This is a genomic window from Christiangramia sp. (assembly GCF_029937855.1).
Taxonomy (GTDB): Bacteria; Bacteroidota; Bacteroidia; order Flavobacteriales; family Flavobacteriaceae; genus Christiangramia.
In genome coordinates, this window is sequence record NZ_JAPYPC010000044.1 from 1 (window position 1) to 21,578 (window position 21,578).

At 36.8% G+C, this 21,578-nt stretch carries 22 protein-coding genes and 1 riboswitch; of the genes, 13 read left to right on the top strand and 9 right to left on the bottom strand.

Translation table 11 applies throughout. The features are described from left to right. Positions 1-77: 77 nt before the first annotated feature. Entirely contained in the window at positions 78-605 is a 528-nt protein-coding gene (locus Q1K34_RS16640; protein ID WP_300441450.1) for a DsrE family protein, read from the bottom strand. Between the two features lie 23 nt (positions 606-628). Further along, positions 629-2,239: a bifunctional UDP-sugar hydrolase/5'-nucleotidase gene (locus Q1K34_RS16645; protein ID WP_300441453.1), complete on the bottom strand. Its 1,611-nt coding sequence runs from the start codon at positions 2,237-2,239 to the stop codon at positions 629-631. Positions 2,240-2,397: 158 nt separating this feature from the next. Here Q1K34_RS16645 and Q1K34_RS16650 point away from each other — a divergent pair, with 158 nt between their 5' ends. Together Q1K34_RS16650 and Q1K34_RS16655 are read left to right on the top strand one after the other, a co-directional pair. Continuing rightward, positions 2,398-3,429 (top strand): c-type cytochrome, encoded by a 1,032-nt coding sequence (locus Q1K34_RS16650; RefSeq protein WP_300441456.1) that lies wholly within the window; start codon positions 2,398-2,400, stop codon positions 3,427-3,429. A gap of 119 nt (positions 3,430-3,548) precedes the next feature. Next, positions 3,549-4,781 carry an OprD family outer membrane porin gene (locus Q1K34_RS16655; RefSeq protein WP_300441458.1) on the top strand — a complete coding sequence of 411 codons (1,233 nt, stop codon included), beginning with the start codon at positions 3,549-3,551 and terminating at the stop codon, positions 4,779-4,781. Positions 4,782-4,851: 70 nt separating this feature from the next. Here Q1K34_RS16655 and Q1K34_RS16660 read toward each other — a convergent pair whose 3' ends face one another. Further along, entirely contained in the window at positions 4,852-5,286 is a 435-nt protein-coding gene (locus Q1K34_RS16660) for a DUF302 domain-containing protein (protein WP_300441461.1), read from the bottom strand. 47 nt (positions 5,287-5,333) lie between these two features. Further along, positions 5,334-5,720 carry a DUF302 domain-containing protein gene (locus Q1K34_RS16665; RefSeq protein WP_300441463.1) on the bottom strand — a complete coding sequence of 129 codons (387 nt, stop codon included), beginning with the start codon at positions 5,718-5,720 and terminating at the stop codon, positions 5,334-5,336. A 141-nt stretch (positions 5,721-5,861) separates the two neighbouring features. Here Q1K34_RS16665 and Q1K34_RS16670 point away from each other — a divergent pair, with 141 nt between their 5' ends. The 3 genes from Q1K34_RS16670 to Q1K34_RS16680 all read left to right on the top strand — a co-directional run bounded on the left by Q1K34_RS16670 (position 5,862) and on the right by Q1K34_RS16680 (position 7,116). Beyond that, complete coding sequence (locus Q1K34_RS16670) at positions 5,862-6,224, top strand: hypothetical protein (protein ID WP_300441466.1); 363 nt, start codon at positions 5,862-5,864, stop codon at positions 6,222-6,224. Positions 6,225-6,289: 65 nt separating this feature from the next. Continuing rightward, a complete protein-coding gene (locus Q1K34_RS16675) occupies positions 6,290-6,691 on the top strand; it encodes a DoxX family membrane protein (RefSeq protein WP_300441468.1) in 402 nt (133 codons plus the stop codon). A 2-nt stretch (positions 6,692-6,693) separates the two neighbouring features. Continuing rightward, positions 6,694-7,116, top strand: a complete 423-nt coding sequence (locus tag Q1K34_RS16680) for a sulfur reduction protein DsrE (protein WP_300441470.1) — start codon at positions 6,694-6,696, stop codon at positions 7,114-7,116. Between the two features lie 330 nt (positions 7,117-7,446). Here Q1K34_RS16680 and Q1K34_RS16685 read toward each other — a convergent pair whose 3' ends face one another. The 5 genes from Q1K34_RS16685 to Q1K34_RS16705 form a co-directional block, all read right to left on the bottom strand. Beyond that, positions 7,447-7,893, bottom strand: a complete 447-nt coding sequence (locus Q1K34_RS16685) for a sulfur transferase domain-containing protein (RefSeq protein WP_300441472.1) — start codon at positions 7,891-7,893, stop codon at positions 7,447-7,449. 27 nt (positions 7,894-7,920) lie between these two features. Then, positions 7,921-9,312, bottom strand: coding sequence for an MBL fold metallo-hydrolase (locus Q1K34_RS16690; protein ID WP_300441475.1), 1,392 nt, complete (start codon positions 9,310-9,312; stop codon positions 7,921-7,923). Positions 9,313-10,487: 1,175 nt separating this feature from the next. Then, entirely contained in the window at positions 10,488-11,486 is a 999-nt protein-coding gene (locus tag Q1K34_RS16695) for an acyl-CoA dehydrogenase (protein ID WP_300441478.1), read from the bottom strand. Beyond that, on the bottom strand, positions 11,473-12,078 hold the full coding sequence (gene pnuC / locus Q1K34_RS16700) for a nicotinamide riboside transporter PnuC (protein ID WP_300441480.1): 606 nt from the start codon (positions 12,076-12,078) through the stop codon (positions 11,473-11,475). Before pnuC ends, Q1K34_RS16695 begins: the two co-directional genes overlap by 14 nt. A 43-nt stretch (positions 12,079-12,121) precedes the next feature. Further along, a riboswitch (TPP riboswitch) is annotated at positions 12,122-12,229 on the bottom strand. Positions 12,230-12,339: 110 nt separating this feature from the next. Beyond that, complete coding sequence (locus Q1K34_RS16705; RefSeq protein ID WP_300441483.1) at positions 12,340-12,786, bottom strand: hypothetical protein; 447 nt, start codon at positions 12,784-12,786, stop codon at positions 12,340-12,342. Positions 12,787-13,432: 646 nt separating this feature from the next. Here Q1K34_RS16705 and katG point away from each other — a divergent pair. From katG to Q1K34_RS16745, 8 genes are all read left to right on the top strand, one after another. Beyond that, a complete protein-coding gene (katG, locus tag Q1K34_RS16710; protein WP_300441486.1) occupies positions 13,433-15,685 on the top strand; it encodes a catalase/peroxidase HPI in 2,253 nt (750 codons plus the stop codon). Positions 15,686-15,820: 135 nt separating this feature from the next. After that, positions 15,821-17,293, top strand: coding sequence for an aminopeptidase P N-terminal domain-containing protein (locus tag Q1K34_RS16715; protein WP_300441489.1), 1,473 nt, complete (start codon positions 15,821-15,823; stop codon positions 17,291-17,293). A 134-nt stretch (positions 17,294-17,427) separates the two neighbouring features. Then, entirely contained in the window at positions 17,428-17,865 is a 438-nt protein-coding gene (locus tag Q1K34_RS16720) for a hypothetical protein (RefSeq protein WP_300441492.1), read from the top strand. A gap of 71 nt (positions 17,866-17,936) precedes the next feature. After that, positions 17,937-19,121, top strand: coding sequence for a TolC family protein (locus tag Q1K34_RS16725; RefSeq protein WP_300441495.1), 1,185 nt, complete (start codon positions 17,937-17,939; stop codon positions 19,119-19,121). A gap of 16 nt (positions 19,122-19,137) precedes the next feature. Beyond that, the gene (locus Q1K34_RS16730) at positions 19,138-19,404 is read left to right on the top strand and encodes a hypothetical protein (RefSeq protein WP_300441498.1); all 267 of its coding nucleotides are present in this window, start codon (positions 19,138-19,140) and stop codon (positions 19,402-19,404) included. A 15-nt stretch (positions 19,405-19,419) separates the two neighbouring features. Continuing rightward, on the top strand, positions 19,420-20,916 hold the full coding sequence (locus Q1K34_RS16735; RefSeq protein ID WP_300441501.1) for an efflux RND transporter periplasmic adaptor subunit: 1,497 nt from the start codon (positions 19,420-19,422) through the stop codon (positions 20,914-20,916). A 35-nt stretch (positions 20,917-20,951) separates the two neighbouring features. Continuing rightward, on the top strand, positions 20,952-21,311 hold the full coding sequence (locus Q1K34_RS16740; RefSeq protein WP_300441504.1) for a four helix bundle protein: 360 nt from the start codon (positions 20,952-20,954) through the stop codon (positions 21,309-21,311). A 39-nt stretch (positions 21,312-21,350) separates the two neighbouring features. After that, positions 21,351-21,578 (top strand): efflux RND transporter permease subunit (locus tag Q1K34_RS16745; protein ID WP_300441507.1); only part of this gene is annotated, 228 nt, incomplete at its 3' end.

Consider the following 21,578-nt stretch of genomic DNA (forward strand, 5'->3'; position numbering starts at 1 on the left):
GGGGCTAGCCCCCAATGATTTAATTTGAGTTGCATTTATATATTGAACTTAGAAAATTAAATTTCGAAAAAAAGAAATTAATGGATCAGTACATATCCTTTCAATTGGTAATGAGGCAATACGGTTAAAGCGGATAAAGCCATTTCAGTATATTCATTCATATCACCTTTTTTTATCTTTCTTGAAGCCATCGCCTGCCCGCAAACAAAAACTGTTACCCCGTTTACTTTTAAAAGCTTCAATAATTCCATATTAGGGTTCTGTGTCTTAAATCGCTTATTATATTCTTCGTTGGAAAGGATAGTATAAGTTGCCTCTCCATGTAATATTGCCACAAGATCTATCTTTTCATTAGCTACATTTCCGGCTTTTAATAAATTGAGCGTTCGCGCGATTCTCCATAATCCTGCATTAACCCCTTCTTTCTCTTTCTCACTATCAATATTAAATATCATTTTATAAGTGAGGGAGGTATCCGGTTGTTCAGCGGCATCTTCAAAATATTTAATTTTTCCGTAGCCATCTATAGTTGGTGTTTGCCATTCTTGAGCATCCATTTGAAAACTGATTGTAAGTATGAGTAGAAATTTTAATAGATTTTTCATCTAAGTATTTTTTATAAGATGGATTATTTCGATATAGTAACTTCTCCCATATTTTCGGGAAAATCAACTTTAGTCATTTTTCTGAATTTATCCAATATAAATTCAGTCAGGACCATATTTGTTTTATGAATATTAGTGCTCTTGGCAAATTCAACATAATTATGAATTCCGTTCAACATACCAGAATGTGTGGATACCTTATATATCTTGCTATCTGCAATAGGCTGATTTTTAATTTTAATTTCCGTCACCCGATCTCCTATTGGTTTTGATAAATCTATATGATAATGTATACCCGACGACTGTATAAGGCCTCCAACAATCTCCATTTTATTCTTCGGCTTTAAATTCGTTGCAGTTTGTTCTAAAGTATTTCGAATCTGCGATCCAGTCATTTCCAGGTTAACAATCTTTGCAGGGTGAGGGAGAAGCTTGTAGATGTCTTCACTTGTTATATATTCTTGTAAAGAAATACCATACCCAACTCCAGGAAGAAAAGCCACATCTGTGCTATACTCTTCTCTCATCATATTCGTTACGACTCTGTCAAAAGGGCTTTCAGATTTGTATTGTCTTCCTATCACTGTATCAGTTCGGCTAATATTTTCTTCCAGCTTCACTAAATAAGGTGCTCGTAGTTCCTGAATCAATTGTTGTAAATTCTGATCGGCGGCATATTTTTCATGCCATAGATAGTGATTTTGGGTGCTAAGCCCTGTTAATTTCTTATTTGTAATTATCAATTCGGTTTCCCCCAAAACAGCAGCATCAGATAAAGCCTGAACTATATAGGTCTGGTTTATTTTAATAGGTGGTTCAATCACATCATGACTGTGTGCTCCAATGATTAAATCTATCCCATTAATTTTTTCAGCTATAATTTTATCTACAGCCATACCTTCATGAGAAAGTAAAATAATAATATCTGCTTTTGATTTTAATTCCGGGAGATATTTTTCAATGGCTTCCAGTCCGCTGGTAAATTTCAGACCTTGAATATTCTTTGGGTTACCTGTTAAAGGAGTATTTCGATATCCTACTGGAAGGACACCTATTTTCAAACCATCTCTTTTGAACAATATGTAAGGTTCTTTAAAAATAGGCTTACCTGTCTCCTGATCTATAATATTTGCTGCACGCATAGGGAAATTAGCCATTTTTTCTAACTCTCGTGTTCTTTTTAGGCTATAGTCGAAATCATGGTTTCCCAAAGCCATCAGGTCATAATCTAATTCGTTCATCATACGAATCATCGCTTCTCCTTTAGTCAAATTACCTAACTGGTCATCACTGAATGTATCTCCACCATCAAGCAGAATCACATTTTTCGTCCCTTTTTCCTGTCGAATCAATTTTACGGCTGTTGCCATCCAGGCCATTCCTCCAATTTCGCCTATTTCTACAAACCTCATAAGATTATCAATGGAATCTCCAGTTTGAGCCGTAGCGTTATCCAAAGTAGTTTGAAATGGCATATAAGATCCATGCATATCATTGGTGTGCAATATTGAAACTCGTTTAATTATATCCGTCTTTTCAGCATTCACCGAAACTGTGTTATTTGTCGTTTTACATCCAACAAAGGAAAGTAGAAATGATATTAAAAAGAGAAATTTTAAGTTAGATTGTGACATTCTATTCATTTGAAATTTCATTAAAATTATCAAATATAAAACCTCTTTGGCTGAACCTATGTAACATTTGTTACGTAGGTTTTTAACTGTATCCTATATGTTTGAAAATTATAGTAATCTTAAAAGTATTTAAGATTGATTGATTTTAATATATGATTATGAAGGATTTTAGACCTTTAATAAAGTCCATTGCTTATTTTTTTAGTTCTTTAATTGTACTTATAGTTGTGCTCTTCGCGGGCGTCTTTATATTTGATTATAATCCTTCTTTATTTGTTAAAACTGAAATTTCTGCGAAAGACTGGAAACCCAAAGATATTGAAGTAGAATTAGCCTCAGGTTTTATGCCTGCGGATGTAAAATATGGCTATCAGCTTATTGCAGAATCACCGAAGTATATGGGGCCTATGGCCGAAGATCCTGATATGCGTTATGCAGGAAATAATCTGGCTTGTATAAATTGCCATTTGAAAGCAGGGACCCAGGCGGGATCTGCATCATGGGTAGGAGTTACAGATCGTTTTCCACAATTCCGGGGAAGATCAAATAGTGAAGGAACCATAGAAGACAGGATCAACGGTTGCATGCAACGTAGTATGGATGGGGATAAACTCCCTTTTCTATCCAGGGAAATGAAATCGATTGTAGCTTATATGGAATGGCTGGGCGAAGGTTTGCCGGAGGAAAGAGAAAAAGAATTTAAAGGTTTTCCAAAAATTACCATTCCTGAAGTAGCGGTTGATCTGGAAAAAGGAAAAGCATTATTTTCTAAAGAATGTACCGTTTGCCATGGTGAAAATGGAAAGGGGCAACGTTTTACAGATTCTACCAAGGGGTATAAATATCCACCTCTTTGGGGGGCAGACAGTTATAATAATGGTGCAGGGATGCATCGGGTAATTACCGCCGCCCAATTTATCAAAGGGAATATGCCATTCGGACAGGCAACATGGGATAATCCAAAATTAACCGATGAAGAGGCCTACCATTTGGCTGGTTACATTAATAGCTTTGAGCGCCCTCGAAAAAGTAATCTTGAAAAGGACTATCCAGATTTAAAATTAAAACCAGTTTCAACCCCGTACGGGCCCTGGGCAGATAATTTTTCCGCCACTCAACATAAATTCGGTCCATATCCACCTATTATAGATTATTATCAACAGGAATACGGAATAACAAAAAACAAATGATTAGATTCTTTTCTTCTTTTATTATTATAGCGTTATTCTCAACTCACAATTTGCTTTGCCAGGAAATTGTAGAAGAAAAAAAACGTAATTTTCTATCAGGTCAAATACGCTCCTATTATATGAACACTTTTAATAAAGGATCATTAAGAGACTTTACAGCACTAGCTATAGGAGGAAAGCTAAAATATCAGTATATCCCGATTGAAAACTTAAAGTTGGCAATTGCTGTTTATAATTCTACAAATCTTGGAATACAGGATTTGACAATTCCTGATATGGAAACGGGAAAATTAAGTAGGTATGAAGAAGGCCTTTTTGACCGGCTAAATTTAGATAATAAATCGATATTTTTAATTGGTGAGCTCTATGCTAATTATAAAGTTAGTGAGCATGAATTTAGCCTGGGAAGAATGAAGATCAAATCTCCATTGGTAAACCCTGAAGATGGGAGAATGATTCCGAGTCTTTTTCAGGGGCTACATTATCAATTTGAAACCGGGGATAATACCTTTTTCGAAGCAGGAATATTTAATGCGGTGGCACCCAGGTCTACGGGGGAATTTTATGGGATTGGAGAAAGTATAGGTACGTATGCAGTGGGTAGGGACTGGACTGGAAGTCCAGCTCAATATGCCGGTAATACTGAATCAGATTTTCTTTTTATTGCTAATGCGAACTTTAAAATAACAAAAAACTCAAGTATTGAAACATGGAATTACTTTATAGAAAATGTATCTAACTCTTTCTATCTAAAACCAAAATTCGATATAACTGAAAATCTTAATCTTGAAATGGAATGGTTACATCAAAATAGGATTGGTGAAGGTGGGAATTCCATAGATTCGTTACGTTACTTTCAAGCTAATTCCTCGGATATCATAGGAGTAAAAGTAAAATATAATTGGGATCAAAATTCTTCTGTCTCTTTAGGATATGATAGAATACTTCCCCATGGTCAGTTTATTTTTCCACGAGAATGGGGTAGAGAATTTTTATTCAGTTTTCAGAAGAGGGAGCGGAGTGAAGGCTCTGCAGACAATCATGCCTTAATTATGTATTATGATGACACGTTTAGCTTGGGAGATCCTGAGTCAAAAATAAATACAATACTCAGTGTAGGACACCAATGGAAACCCTCAGTTTTAAATCCAAAATTAAATAAGTATGCAGTGCCAGATTATACGCATATCAATCTTGATTTATTTTTTTCATTTAAGCAATTGAAAAATTTAAAACCGGAAGTCTTGTTTGTGACTAAATTTGCAAACGGGGATTTTCCTGACAATCCCAATTTTTACCTGAATAAAACAGATTTATTTCATGTAGATTTGATCCTGAACTATAACTTTTAAAGTATCTACTGAATACAAAAATTAAATTAAACTTTCACAATACTAAAAATTGATTAAATCAGAGTATAGTTCATAATTTCATTCCCGGCTGTTCAGCCTCGGATAAAATCTCCTTTAAGGTTTCAGTTGTTTTTTTTGCAATTTGTGTTAGTTCTTTAGACGGGGACCAGGTAATACCAGTATCTTCAATGGAAACTTCAACCATACTTGGTTCAACTTCTTTTACAGTTACCGAACACGGCAGAAAAATACCGGTTTGAGGATCTTTTGAAATTGCATTTGAAGCCGTCTCCGGGTTACAAACGGATAGTATCACCTGTGTGGGCATATCTTTTAAGTGGTCTTTTAAATAATCTTTGAGGTTTAATTCCAAAAGAATATCAAACTCCCTTCTTTTTAAGGCTCCCTTTATGTTATCTAAAATTTCAGAAAATGGTTGAGAACCATACCGCTGACTTATACAATATGTGGTGTGTTGACTTTCAGTATAATTCTGGTTTTTCATCTTTTTTTATCTGGATTTTTTCTTTCAACCTTTATATTATTGAAAAATTATATTTTGGCTATTACTTGCTTTAATTTATCTCCAATTTCTATCGCGATCTGTTCTAAATCTTTATTCTTTACCGCCTGCATAGATGCCATTGGATTTACCGCAGCGACTTCAATTTTTCCATTTCCCATCTCCTGGACAATAACATTACATGGTAACATGGTGCCAATCTTATCTTCTGCTTTTAATGCTTTATGTGCATAAGGGGCATTACAGGCCCCTAGAATTCGATACTTTTTAAAATCTACATCAAGTTTTTTCTTAAGTGTTTCGGTGACATTTATTTCAGTTAGTACCCCAAAACCTTCCTTTTCCAGTTCATCTGTAACTTTTTCAATTACTTCCTCAAATTCTCCCGTAATAGTCTTGTTAAAATGATATTCCATAACTGATATTTTTTTATTCCTCATAAAGATAAGAAGATATAAAAACTCTTAACGTACCGGATGTTACAAAATATTGAGAACTTTTCCAGTGTAACAAAGGTTACATGGAGTGGTATTGAATTCATTTATATTTGAAAATCTATGTTGGTTAAACCATATATAGCGATATTTCTGGTGGTAATTTTTTTAGGAAAAATTATCACGGTTGATTCTGATATATTCAGTTATATACTGAATAATAATCAGATAATCCTGGTAAATCCTCTCTGTGAAAGAAAAAATAATAATCTTCAGGAAAACGCTGACCATTTTGGAACCTCTTCTCCAATACAACTATTAAAACTGGCCAGGATCTGTTCAAATAATTATCAGTTTACAGAAGAAATTGAAATTACTGAAATTCGAGATCAGGATCATAGGGAATTTGTTTATGTAAGGCCATTAGTTTTAAGCCTTCATCCCAGAAAATTATATCCGCCTCCCAAATTTTCAATAATCTCATAGGATTTTACATGGTTTGAAAAAATATGTTTTTCAGCCTTACTTATTCACAAATTTTATTGAATTATATGAAAGCAACTATTTCTGTATCCTACAGATCGGTACAGCTATTTCGCATTTTACTTAGCGGAATATTTTTAGTAGCGAGTTTTAACCATATTTTGAATCTGGAAAAAACGCTAAATCGGATTGACCAGGCGAGGTTTAAAGGCATTGCCTACTTTTTTGGTAATCCTGAATATTTGGTGATCATATCGGGAATTGTAATGATGATCGCTGGATTTTGCTTACTTATCGGCTATAGAACCAGGTGGGCAGCAGTAGCCCTGGCGGCAGTGATAATACCAATTACTTTAACCGTCCAGGTAGGACAAATTCACACGTTAGGTCCTCTTTTTAAAAATATAGCCATTTTAGGAGGGCTTCTATTTTTTATATTAAACGATATTCAAACATTTAAAAAACAATAATTATGAAAAAGCTAATTTTAGGAGTGTTTCTTTTAACGCTCACATTTTCGAATGCTGTAAATGCCCAGACATCAAAACAAGAGGATCACTTACATAATTATGTGGTGCTCACAAAAAAGATCCCCCAACTTCAGCCAATTATTTTAACCGCTGAGGCGCTGGCGGAAGAAGATGGGGAGAGTTTTGGAGATTTCCAGGCGATTATCTGTGGTAAAACCGTACAGGAACTTACAAACAAAGAAATGATGAAGGACTTTATTGAAAAAGCTGAAAAAGCTCCTGTAAAAATTGTGATATGTGGGTTCTCCTTAAAAAAGTTTAAGGTCAATAAAGAAGATATCCCAGAGGAACTTGAAATGGTGGACAATGGTATTTTACATGATTTTCAGCTGCAAAAACAAGGTTATTTAAGTATAGAACTTTAAGTAGGCAGTAGGTTAATTAGTTGAAGTATAAACCATAGGAGTTTAGGTTCTTATGGTTTATTCTATTTTCCCTCAAAACACCTTCATAAATAATTACTTTTGAAATCTCTGCAAATACAAAATCAAATAAAAACAATATTCCTTGTAAATATATTTTGCTGATGTCTTTACTTCAGCCCGTAACTCATGCACACCATTAAAAATATTTTAGTTTTCATCTAAGTGGAAAAAGAACTTCTTGAAATTAATTCTATTAAATAGCATAGTCAGAGGTTACGCGCTGAAATTTAAAAAAAATTTAGTGCAGAAGAAATTCTACGTACACCTTTGTCAATGCTCGTTTACGTATTTCTTAAGGAACTTTTCCAGTTCAGGTACATCACATTCAAATCCCATTTCTTCAGCCTGGTCTATTACTTCTTCTCCAGACATATTTTTCTGGCACCCAATATGCATCATCACAAATGCACCGGAGCGCTTTCCAGATTTGCAATGAACCACGATAGGTTTTGGGAGCGTTTCAAGTTCCTGCCGGAAATCATTGACCATAGTCTCTGATAAATTATCTTCAGATACACCAATATGTCTGTATGTGAGATTATTTTCCTTAGCTAGTTTTTCTTCTTTTTCCGTAGAAACCTTTTGTTCTTCTTCCTCAGTTTGCAAATTTATAACCGACCTAAAACCCTTATCGGCAAAAGTTTTGAAGCTGTTTTCATCCGGGTCAAACGCCGCTACCGAAATTTCATCATTTACTTTCTTAATTTCCTTTTCCATAGTTTATTTATTTTTTTGATTTTCTGTTTAATTTTCAATTGGTAAGTCTGCAGCCTTCCATGCCTTAAAACTGCCCGGAATGCTGTTCACATTCTGAAAGCCTTTTTTTTGTAGTATACTGGCCGCAATGCTGGCTCTATAGCCGCTGGCGCAATAAACGGCAAGTTTTTGTTCTTTATCTAAGGTACTGATCTTATCAGATAGTTCGCCAAGAAAAATATGTCTGGCTTTTGGAATGTATCCATTTTGCCATTCCTTTTCCTTGCGTACATCCAATGGCTGATATTGCCCTTTGTTTTCGCTGAGCTCATGTACACTGAGTTGAGGCAATTTTTTAATTTGTTTACCCGATTCCTGCCAACTGCGCATGTTCCCCGCTAGATAGCCTTTAAAATTGGTATGTCCGGTGCGCCACAGCAAAGTTACGACCCTATCGAGATCCTTATCATCAGGCAGAACCAGTAAAATAGGTGCGTTTGTATCAACCAACCAGCCGGCCCAAACCGACAAAATTGGTCGTTGTCCTATGTTGAGAGCGCCTTCTATATGGCCACCTCCAAATGCCAACATATCCCGGGTATCTATAATGATCGTATCTGTCTTCTTCATTTCTTTTTCAAACTCCTCTACATTTAAAGCCCTTACAAGTGGGGTATGACCAAAGGTTTCTGGTCCCTTAGCGTTAAGTTTTTTCATCTTTGGATAATGGGTAGGTACAGGAGGCGCACTATCCTGAATGGCTTTTTTAAATTCATCGAAAGCTTCAATCTGCATGAATGGATTATGTTTCTTCTCGTATCCAATGGTAGTATTCATACGGTCGCCTATATCAGGGCCGCAAGCCGAACCTGCTGCATGGCATGGGTAAACAATCACTTCATCCCCCAGCTTGCAGAAAACTTCCCGCATAGTGTTAAAAAGAGCCTGGGTCAATTCGTCAGTCTTTTCATCACCCAATAAATCTGGTCGTCCTATAGAATATACGAACAGGGAATCCCCGGTCATTATGCCCCAGGGTTCTCCCTCTTGTGTTTCAGATAATAGATAGGATAAATGTTCCGGTGTATGGCCAGGAGTATGCTTAGCTCTTATTTTGACTTGGCCGAATTCAAACTCATCTCCTTCCCTAACAGGTTCATGGGCAAAATCATATGTGGTATCACCTTCAACGCTCACAAAAATTTTAGCACTTCCATTGCAACGGAATACCAACTCACGCGCTCCACTCATAAAATCTGCATGGATGTGGGTTTCAAAAACATGAGTGATAGTTACACCATATTGCTTTGCTTTTTGGAGGTAGATATCAGCATCGGGACGAGGATCAATTACTGCTGCGCACCCTGCACTTTCATCACATAAAAAATATGAAACCTGAGCAATACCTTCTGCTAATATTGGTTCAAATCTTAAAGCCATAATTTTCAAAATAAAGGGTTAGGCTTTCTAAAATAAAAGTAATTATGAATAAAAGTCGTTAAGAAAAAATCAAAAATTCCCAACTATAACCAAAGATTATAATATTATTTTTTTAGTTGTAAAGAGGTATTAAATATTAATTGGTGAAAACTTTCGTGGACGATCTGATATTAAATAAAATAGGTTCCCTACTGGAGAGTAAGAGGATAATACGCTACTCGGTATTAGGGTCTATTCCCCCCAGTTTTTAGTCTGATTTGTAATTGAATGATATCGGATTCTATAATTTTGAAATTTGGAAAAAACTTTTTTACTGAGTTCAACTCAGAAACTGACAAATTTCTATATTTTACAAAAAAAAGATTGCATTAAAGTCCTACCTTATCTTATAAAATGTATATAATAACACACTTTCAACTTTTTATCCAATAGGCAAAGCTTCATTCCTGAAAAAGAGGTAAGCTAACTTTATCATGGACATACATCCAAAAGAATGTAATACAGAATAGCTAAGTAAACAGCTAATTTGACTTTCGGCTTGATTCATTTTCATCACTAACTTTTTACTATAATAAACAATCATTCTCATAATAATGGTACTTTCATAGCTTTACATTTTGATGCTAAAAAAACAGCATTTGAAACTACCGGCCTGTATAAAACCGCTTTACTTTCTATAAGGCCTTTCTAATTTCAAATCCTGAAAGTAAAAATGCATCAAAAGGGAATGCTTACGGTTCTGAAAGAAGTAAATAAAATTGTGAAGAATTATTTTCAAATTGATTTAAAGGTCTAATTCGATTTCTAACACAAGAAAAATGCTCGTGGTAAAAAAAGTAAAGCATTTATTAGGGCTATAAATTTTACTTTTATCTTATTAAATTTGAAAAGTAGAGAAAATGTCAATTTACTTCAATACGTTCTATTGATATTGTAAGTTAATCCTGAGTTTTAAAACTGGCGATTACTTGAAACCATATTAATACTCTGGGTTTCGGAGCCTTTATAGCGTTCTGTCAACCCGACTAATTGAAAAGCTAAATGGGAAGTAAGGTTAAATCACATGATTAACCTTTACGACTTCTAAGCATTTAGAACTGGACTCCCTCTCCAATCGATTAGAATGTCAAAAAAATTTTTCAATTAATTTTTCAGTCAGATCCTGTTATAATCTGTTAGGGTCTGGCAAAATTATGATGCTGTGTTGCCGTAAAAAAATCGAGAAATATCTGATTTAGCTGATTTCCCGTACTACATGCCTGAATTCCCATATTAGGATATGCTGCAATTAATTCCTGTGAAATTTGATGCACAGATTTAGCGCCCGTATTATGAATTTCCCGAATTCTTTTTTCAGAGATTTTGTTGGCATTACCTATCTTTTCTTCAATTTCTAAAGAAATTCCCATGATTATATTTTCCTGATTTTTAAATAATTCTTTCAGGTTTTTTAAAAATTTGCCCTTTCCCAGGTTTTTACTTTCTTCAATGAAATGGGAAGCCATACCAGTGTAATTAACCCAAAGCGTAAGATCAGCAAAAATGCTAAAAGGTATTCTAAAGATATCCTGAGGCTGATAAAAGGTATTATATTGAAACATATATTCTCCTGATACGGGCTGATTTTTCACCTCAAAAGAATTGGTAATAGTGGCTTTCAATCCCATAGTTTGCCAGTCATTGATAATTTTCACCTGTTCTTTAGGAATAACAAACGATCTTACCATTTCTGAACCATCTTCGTTTTTAAGAGTTTTATTGTTTTCAACTATTCTGGCATTTAATGTAAAGTGGGAGAGATAATGAGATCCGGTTGCATAACTCCATTTTCCTGAAATACGAAAATCATTATCTTCTTTTTCAGCGATACCACAAACGGCACCACTTCCACCAAAACAAATACTCTCTCCGCTATTGAAAATTTCAGCAGCAGTCTTAGGTTGTAAATTACCTATAAAGTAATTTGCTCCGCTACATAAGGTAATCGTCCATCCCAGACTACCATCAGTTTTTGCAAGCTTTTGCAAAATGGAGAGACCTTCGGAAAATCCTTTTTCAAGCCCTCCAAATTTCTTTGGAACCCAAATATTCCAGAGGTTTTCTTTTTTTATACTATGAATAATTTTAGGAGTAAACCTCTCTGCTCCCAATAATTGTTCTCTAAGCCTGCGCATAATACTCCTGATTTTTTTGACGGACTATTTTTTTCCATTTAAAGTATCCTGAAGTGCCTACAAAAAATAAAAAAATGCTTAGGGCTGCATAAATATGAAGGCCTTTGTAAAATAATAGTGGAATAGCTATAACATTGCTGATATTAAGGTAGATCCAGTTCTCCATTTTTCTACGTGCCATGAGCCACATGCCTGCCCAGGCGAAAGCACTTACCGCAGCATCCCATACAACTACATCAGAATTTGTATGATTCGTAAGCCAATAGACCATCAACGAGAAACAAGCTAGCACAATTCCGGCAGCCATGAAATGTTCTTTAAAATTGGAGTAGGTGATAGGAGTTTCTTTCTGGGAATTGCCGAATTTCCAATACATCCAACCATATATGCTCATTATTAAATAGTATAGATGTAAGAGGATATCTGCATAGAGTTTACTTTGATAAAGCACCCACATCCCAATAATAACGGAAACGATCCCAAATAGATAATTGTGAATATTGTTTTTTCTGGATAATAAAACCTGTACTACGCCAAATGCAGTACCAAAACTTTGTAACCAGACAAAATTCATAAAAAAGTTCTCCATCATTCTTTATTATAGTCATGAGGAGATGAACTATAAATGCTCCTGGAAAAGAACCATTTTTAATCCCTACGCCGGCATTATCCGGATCAGGTACAGAGCAAATGCCCTTGGGTATCATCTCAGCCTGTGTTTACAAGCACCCCATTAAGATGGGCTAAATATACATGAATTAAGCACGAAGTAAAATTAGAAACAAACGAAATTTTGTGAATGGAAGGTATCCTGGGATACCATAAACATTTTTAATCAACTGTTTTCCGTTAATTAAGAATTTTTAGCCGAAGTAGATTTTTGTTTTTGATATAAGAAAATTTCTTTGATAGTCTGAAAAACAGCTCTTTTTGAAGAACGATATTTACTATCAAATTCATGCATTTTGATCATTAACTTCCTGTGTTCATGCTTATAACTCCACTGCTGTTCAGCGTAATTCAGATTAGAATATAATATTTTTAGGTTATTCCTGTGTGCCTGAATCAGGGTGGTGAGTTCTAATATCTCACTCTTCACACGATCAAATTCTTCTGAAATTTTTTTCACCTGTTTAAGAAGACCAATATCTCCTATTGCAGATAAATACTGATTAAGAAGCGTTTTTAAAAATTCTACTTCTTTATTTATAAAATTCAGCTTTGAATACCATGCCATAGAAGATGTATGCATAACATCTGGCGACTCCCATCCATAATAATTCGAAAACCTGGTGTCCATAAACCTAAATTTTTTGCTGAGAAAAATCTTTGAGAAATTGCAATTTCTGCAATTGATAAATCCAATCCTTTTAGACGGTAAGGCGCTAAAATTGAAAGCCTAAACTTTCTGTTTTACAGAGGTATAAGTTAATAATTTTATCGCATTAAATTATTAAGATTCTTTGCTTATTTCTTTAAATAGAATATTTCGCCTATTCATTAAAATCACTTAAACAACATCTTCTTTTTTAAGATCATCTACTATATATGGTGCAGGTTTTTTAAAAAGGCTTCCTTGTTTAACTATAATTACAGCGATTAACAAACATTTTTTAACGATGAGCCAATAGAACGATTCCTCTATTCAAAGGATTTTTTCAAATCTCAATTTTTAGTTGTAAAATTTTAGATGCCGCTCCATATTACTGCTGTTTTTTAATTACGAAGTGGAAATAAGTATCCTTATACGGTCATCTTTTAATTTTTACTGATTATTTATTCAATAGATGAATGCTAAGTGAATGCAAAAAACTGGCTTCTATGTAGACTATTATAATTTATAAAATCTATTATAATATAAAAATTATAGATAAAAATTATAGATAGGAATTTTGTAATTTAGGGCTTTAACCGATTTTTTTAATTATAAATAACCTTTTTAAATTATGGAAAATAATAATTCAGGTAGTAAGGATAACCATAAAGTATGGGAAGTTAATGAATCCAGAAAATGCCCTTTTATGGGAGGATCTTTAAACTATGCTGCTGGCAAAGGAACTTCCAATCACGATTGGTGGCCCAATCAATTAAACCTGAGTATCCTACGTCAAAATTCTTCTTTAACCGATCCTATGGATGAGGATTTCAATTATGAAGAAGAATTTAAAACCCTGGACCTTCAGGCAGTCAAACAGGATCTTTATGGCCTCATGACAGACTCACAGGATTGGTGGCCTGCAGATTACGGACATTATGGTCCGTTTTTTATTCGAATGGCGTGGCACAGTGCCGGAACGTATAGAATAGGAGACGGTAGAGGAGGAGCCGGTTCCGGTCAGCAGCGATTTGCTCCCTTAAATAGCTGGCCAGATAATGCTAACCTTGACAAAGCCAGACTTTTACTTTGGCCTATAAAAAAGAAATATGGTAAAAAACTTTCCTGGGCAGATCTTTTGGTACTGGCCGGAAATTGTGCTCATGAATCTATGGGGCTCAAAATGTTTGGATTTGCTGGAGGGAGAAAAGATGTATGGGAACCGGAGGAAGATGTTTATTGGGGTTCTGAAACCGAATGGCTAAACAATGATAAGCGTTATGAAGGTGAAGAACTGGAAAATCCCCTCGGTGCTGCGCATATGGGATTAATTTATGTAAATCCCGAAGGGCATAACGGAAATCCAGATCCTGTAGAATCAGCTTCTTATATTAGGGAGACCTTTGGTCGTATGGCGATGAACGATTATGAAACGGTAGCATTAATTGCAGGAGGACATACCTTCGGAAAAACCCACGGAGCAGCAGATGCAGAGAAATATGTTGATGCCGAACCTGCTGCTGCGGGAATCGAAGAAATGGGTATGGGCTGGAAGAACAGTTTTGGTACAGGAAAAGGAGCAGATACCATTACCAGTGGGATTGAAGGGGCATGGACAGATACACCTACTAAATGGAGTAACAAATATTTTGAAAACCTTTTCAAATACGACTGGGAATGTATTAAAGGTCCCGGAGGAGCCTATCAATGGCAGCCTAAAAATAATGAAGGTGCTGGGACGGTTCCAGATGCGCACGATCCTGATAAAAAACATGCGCCATTTATGCTAACCACAGATCTTTCACTGAAATTGGATTCTGAATATGAAAAGATATCCAGACATTTCTATGAGAATCCGGAGGAGTTTGCCGATGCCTATTCACGTGCCTGGTTTAAATTGACCCACCGTGATATGGGGCCAATAGATCGCTACTTAGGACCTGAAGTGCCACAGGAAGAATTACTATGGCAGGATCCAATTCCAAAAGTAGATCATGAATTGATAAATGACGAGGACATTGCAAGCTTGAAAGATAAGATTTTAAACACCGGTTTATCAGTTTCTGAACTGGTTGCTACAGCCTGGGCTTCCGCATCTACTTTTAGAGGTTCAGATAAGCGTGGTGGCGCAAATGGAGGAAGAGTCCGATTGGCTCCACAAAAAGGGTGGGAAGTGAATAATCCTACACAATTGGGTAAGGTGATTGAAACCCTCGAGGAAATTCAGAATGATTTCAATACATCACAGTCTGAAAACAAAAGGGTTTCTATTGCAGATCTTATTGTTCTTGCTGGTTGTGCAGGTGTTGAAAAAGCAGCAAAAGATGCAGGTCATGATATTACAGTACCTTTTACTCCCGGAAGAGGAGATGCCTCGCAGGAGCAAACAGATGTAGAAGCCTTTGAACCTTTAGAACCAAATGCAGACGGTTTTAGAAACTATTTTAGAAACCGTGATCATATTTCAGCTTCAGCAGAAATTTTGTTGGTAGATCGTGCACAATTACTAACATTAACTGCACCGGAAATGACCGTTCTGGTAGGAGGAATGCGAGCTATGGGAACTAATTATGATGGGTCTAATAAAGGAATATTTACAGAACGTCCGGGGCAGCTGACTAACGATTTCTTTAAGAATATTCTGGATATGGATTATACCTGGAAAGCAACTTCAGATTCAGATAACGAATTTGAAGGAAGGGACCGTAGAACCGGAGAGGTAAAATGGACTGGTACCCGTGCCGATCTTATTTTCGGTTCTAATTCTGAGTTGAGAGCGATCTCTGAAGTTTATGGAAGTGATGATGTAGAAGCGAAATTCGTAAAGGATTTTGTAAAGGCCTGGGATAAGGTTATGAATTTGGATAGATATGATCTGAAATAAGATTTTCTTAAACTGAATTTGGAAAAGGTGGTTTAAAAAGCCGCCTTTTTTTATTTTTCAAATTTGGAACTAAAGAAAGAGCAGGGATCGTTTTAAACCTACGAAATGATTATTTTGCAGTTTAAATCAATCATCATGAAAAATATATTTATCATCAGCTTTTTAATTTTAAGCATTTCTGTGATCGCCCAGGATGGAAAGCCGGAAGACTATCTTTCTTCAGAGTTCCACAAGAGCAGGCGGGAAGCGCTTAGAGCTAAAATGCCTTCTAATTCTATTGCTGTCTTTTTTGCAAATCCTGTAAGAAATAGAGCCAATGATGTGGACTTCATATATCATCAGGATCCGGATTTCTATTATCTTACTGGATATAAGGAGCCTCATGCGGTTCTAATAATATTTTCAGAAGATCAAATAGATGATAACAATAAAATGTATGATGAAATCCTATATGTTCAGGAAAAAAATCCACAGGCGGAAATGTGGACTGGCTATCGTTTAGGAGTTGAAGGTGCACAAAAGGAGCTGGGATTCAAGAATGTTTATAACGCTAAAGATTTTTTAAATAACAAAATAAAATTCTCCGATTTCGAAAATGTGTTACATAAGCCGTTTTCTAATGATTACAGAGATTCGAGGAATCCCGCCGATCTGGCCAGCTTGATCCAGGCGTTTAAAAATCAGATCAATGTACGGGAATTACAAAATGAAAATACCGGATCATTGGGGGTGGAGGTGAAATCTGAGGTAAACTCTGCCAGTACCGTAAACGTGGATACAGAAAGCCTCCGTACTTTCATGGGAGAACTAAGACAAATCAAAACTCCTGAAGAAATGAAACTCCTTGAGAAGGCGGTGAGGATTTCAGCTATGGGTCAGGTGGAAGTAATGAAAGCAATGCATCCGGGCATGTCTGAAGCAGAGGTACAGGGAATACATGAGTATGTTTTTAAAAAATACGGTAGTGAATACGAGGGTTATCCATCTATTGTGGGAGCGGGTGACAACGGTTGCGTATTGCATTATGTAGAAAATAACAAGACAAAACTGGAAGAGGATCTTGTGTTGATGGATCTGGGAGCGGAATACCACGGATATACCGCAGATGTAACAAGGACTATTCCTGCCAATGGAAAATATAATGAGGAGCAAAGGGCTATTTATGACCTGGTGTATAAAGCTCAGGAAGCTGGAATTGCTGCAGCGGTTGTGGGAAATAATTCATCAGATACTCACCAGGCAGGTCTTGAAATTATAAACGATGGTTTATATGAATTAGGTGTTATTTCTTCTCCAGAGGAAAGGCACCGCTATTTTCCTCATGGCACTTCCCATCATATAGGTTTAGATGTTCATGACCTAAATACCAGAGGTAGTTTTCAGCCAAATATGGTCATTACCGTAGAACCCGGGATCTATATTCCTGAAGGTAGCGATTGTGATGAAAAATGGTGGGGAATAGCTGTAAGAATAGAAGATGATATTCTTATTACTGAAAACGGACCGGTAAACCTTTCGGCTGAAGCTCCAAGAAAGGCAGAAGAAATTGAAGCGATGATGCAGCAGCCTTCTGTTTTTGATAATCTGAATTTGCCGAAATTAGATTAATTTTACAATTTCTCCGGCAACTTTGCCTCGAAGTTTCCATTTCACCTCTGAAAGAAACCATAGGAGCTAAGGTTTATATGGTTCAATCTATTTTCCCCCTAAATCTCTGTAATAAATTATTACTTTTGTGATCAGTGCAAATAAAAAAACAAATAAAAGCCTTATTCCTTCTAGGTGTCTTTATGCTGATGTCCTTACATCAGGTGATACCTCACGCGCATCATGAACATCAGGAGGAGAAGAACGAGGTTGCACATCATCATTCCGGTGAAGATCATCATCACCATAATAAGAAAAAGAATGATAATTCAGGTGGATTTTTCTCATATCTCCTGGCGATTCACTCTCATACGAGCACTTCTAATGAAATCCCGGTTTTAAAGGAATATTCTGAAAATTTCAGGGTTCAAAAGACTGAAACCAAAAAGAATGCTTTGGTGAAATATTCTTCAGAGAATAGGGTTTTTGCTGATCAGGTTTCTGAAAATCCTATAATTTATCAGCCTCCCAACGAATATTTCAACCCTTATTTATCCTTACTCTCCCTTCGGGGACCTCCCGACTTAGTTTGATCAATTAGTCAGGCCACTATTTAAAATAGTAGTCAGACCTTATCATTTAGATTAAACTAAAATCAAAATTTATGTACAGATATATAGTTTCCGCAGTATGCGGAATACTTATCTCTATAGGTTCATTTGCCCAGGATACCGGCATGGATGGTATTTTGGAGCAGATAAGCCAGAATAATAGACAACTTATGGCTTATCAGTCTTATATGGCAAGTCAGAATCTTGGGAATAAGACAGAAAATAACCTGCAGGACCCACAGGTTTCAGCCTTTTATCTTCCATTTGGCGAACATCAAACAGGTGATTATACCGAATATCAGGTTTCTCAGCAATTTGAGTTTCCTACAGTTTATGGAGCGCGAAGTAAGCGAATTGAGAAGCAAAAGGAATTACTGAAATTGGAATATAAAATGCTACGTCAGGAAATATTACTGAATGCCAAAAAGCAGCTTTTGGAATTGCAGACCCTGCAGAAACGAAAAGAGCTGGAACAAAAAAGAGTGGAGCAGGCCAGAAAGGTGTATGATCAAATTCAGCGCCTATTTGAGGCAGAACAAATCGGTATCCTGGAACTGAATAAAGCCAAAGTAGCCTGGTTACAGGAGCAGTTTGAACTGGATCAGATCAACATCAGGATCAGGAACACACTGCTGGAACTTCAGAAATTGAACGGTGGAAATGCAATTGAGGCAGAACTGGTCCAATTTTTCGCGGATCCTGAAGTGGCAGAAATGCAAGTTCTTTGGGAAGAAAAACTTTCCGAAGATGCAGAAATTCAGCAATTGACCGCTCGGGAGGATCTTGCCGAACAACAGCTTAAACTGGAAAAGAATAAGATCCTTCCAGATCTAAGCATCGGTTATAATTACCAGGGCGTGAATACCAGTAATTATTCAGGATTTCTGGGCGGAATATCCATCCCGCTCTGGAACAGTAATAATAAAGTAAAAGCGGCTGAAGCGAATCTGGAATATACCCAGGCAAATACTGGCGCTGAAACTGCGGAGCTATACACCAGAGTTCAGGAAAATTATCAGCAGTATCAATTATTAAAGAGAAAATATCAGGAATATCAGGAGACTTTTAAGGATCTGAATTCCGAAGAACTTTTATTTAAAGCCTATGAACTTGGGGAATTTTCATTTCTGGATTATTACCGGGAGGTGGAGTTCTACCGGGAGGCTTATAACAATATGCTGGAGATGGAAAAAGAACTCCTTCAGCTTAAAGCAACACTTTTAAGACATCAACTATAATCTAAAATTTAATAATATGAATTTCAAGAATTTATTTTTCGCAGCAATATTAGTATTTGGTTTTTCAGCATGTAGAGAAACCGCTAATGAAGATCACGGCCATGAACACCAGGAAGGAGCAGAAGCTCATGCCCATGAGGAAGAAGAGCATGGTCACCCACATGATGACGACGGCAATCATATGGAACAGGAAGAATTCAAAGTTGGTGAAGATTCGCTGGATATGCATGAAGAGTCTGGTCACCATACGCATGATGACGGAACTGAGCATGAAGATCATTAAAATAAGGACTTAGGCATGAAATATATTTATATAGTGTGCATATCGCTGTTCCTTTTTTCCTGCGGAAATAACGAAGAGGAAGACCATGCGCATGATGCAGAAGGAAACCATCTAAGTTCAGGAGTTCCAATGATCAGCAAAACGATCTGGACAGACCAGACGGAGCTTTTCGTCGAATTTCCGGCTTTAGTGGAAGGAAAAATCAGCAAATTTGCAGCTCATTTCACTGTGTTGGATAAACACCAGCCGGTTCGACAAGGTTCGGTGACGGTGAGTCTCATCAAAGGAGATAGCGGGATTCGGCATACGGTGGAATCGCCGTCTTCACCTGGAATTTTTTCTCCAGCCTTGCAACCAAAAGAACCTGGAACTTATGACCTCATTTTTGATCTGAAAACTCCTGAATATTCAGACAGGATAGTGATCGAAAATGTTCATGTATATGCCTCGGCTGCGGAAGCTTCAGAAAATGTTACGGAAGCAGAAGATGGCGGCATCAGTTTTTTAAAGGAGCAGGCCTGGAAGATCGATTTTCAAACTGAACCTGTGACTATGGGTGAAGTCTATGACATCGTTAATACTTCCGGAGTCTGGCAGGCCGCGCCGGGAACTTATAAGACACTTGCGGCAGGAGCGAACGGAATGGTGGATTTCGTTGCAGAAAACCTGACGGAAGGTAGTGAAGTAAAAAAAGGCCAGCTGTTGATGACGTTGAGTAGTGAAGGACTTTCTTCCAATAATATTCAGGCAGAGATCGCTCAGGCCAAAGCCAGGTACGATCAGGCGAAAGCTGAATATGAACGGAAAAAGGAACTCTATGAAGATAAAATTGTGCCCAGGGCGGAATTCGAAAAGGTTGAAAGTGATTTTCGTGTAGCCGAATCGAATTACCGTGCGCTTGCCTCCAATTACGGAGCTGGCGGGAAGCAGATCAGGACTCCATTTGACGGATTTATAAAATCCATCAGCACCTCAAACGGGGATTATGTTGAACAGGGGGCCAATCTCGTCTCTATTGGAACTGACAAATCACGTTTGCTTAAAACCCAGTTAAGTGCTTCTCATAATCCAAGTAAAGAAGCAATAGCTAAGGTTTGGTACAGAAATGATGAAGGCAATTGGAGTGAAGTGGAAGATGGATCTATTGTTTCCGTAGGCAAGGAAGTGGAGGATCGCAAACCAATGATCCCGGTATATGTCAAGGTAAATGATGTAGTTGAAATGCCAGAAGGTAGTTTTACTGAAGTGCAGATTGCCCTTGGAGAGGCTGAAACCGGAATTGTGGTGCCTGAAGCTGCACTGCTTGAAGATTACGGGAATTATTCTGTGATCGTACAAACCGGTGGGGAAAGTTTCGAAAGAAGACCTGTAAAGATCGGGAAACGAAACGGAAAGAGCGCACAGGTACTTAGCGGACTTGAGGCTGGAGACGTTGTAGTAACTATAGGGAACTATCAGGTGAAGATGGCTTCAATGTCTGGACAAACGCCTGCACATGGGCATGATCATTAATAATTTTGAATGTTGAATTTTTAATTGAGAATTCTATGAAGGAAATAAAAGAAAATATAATTCGATTGAAATCATTTGATTTTGCTCTTTTGATCATAGAATTGTATAAGCAGATGCTAAATGAAAAGGAATATGTTCTATCCAAACAACTACTTCGTAGCGGTACCAGTATCGGTGCTAATATCGAGGAAGCCAGCGCAGCAATTAGCAAAAAAGAATTTATAGCAAAAATGTCTATTTCAGCTAAGGAAGCAAGAGAAACTCTATACTGGTTAAAGTTAGTTGAGAAAAGTCAAATAGTAAAAATAGATGTTTCGGAAATACTTGAAAAATCAGAAGAACTTATTAGGATCCTGACTTCCATCATAAAGACTTCTCAACGTAGCTCCCAATGAAATTCAGCATTCAACATTCAACATTAAAAATTAGAAAGTGTGTTAAATAATATATTATCCATTTCGCTTAAAAACCAGCTTCTGGTTCTTTTGGCAGCAGTGGTATTGAGCCTTACCGGACTTTACCTTGCGCGTAATATGAATGTGGATGTTTTTCCGGACCTTACCGCACCTACTGTGACCATACTTACGGAAGCGCACGGAATGGAGAGTGAAGAGGTAGAGAAACTAGTGACCTACCAGCTCGAAACCGCGATGAACGGTTCG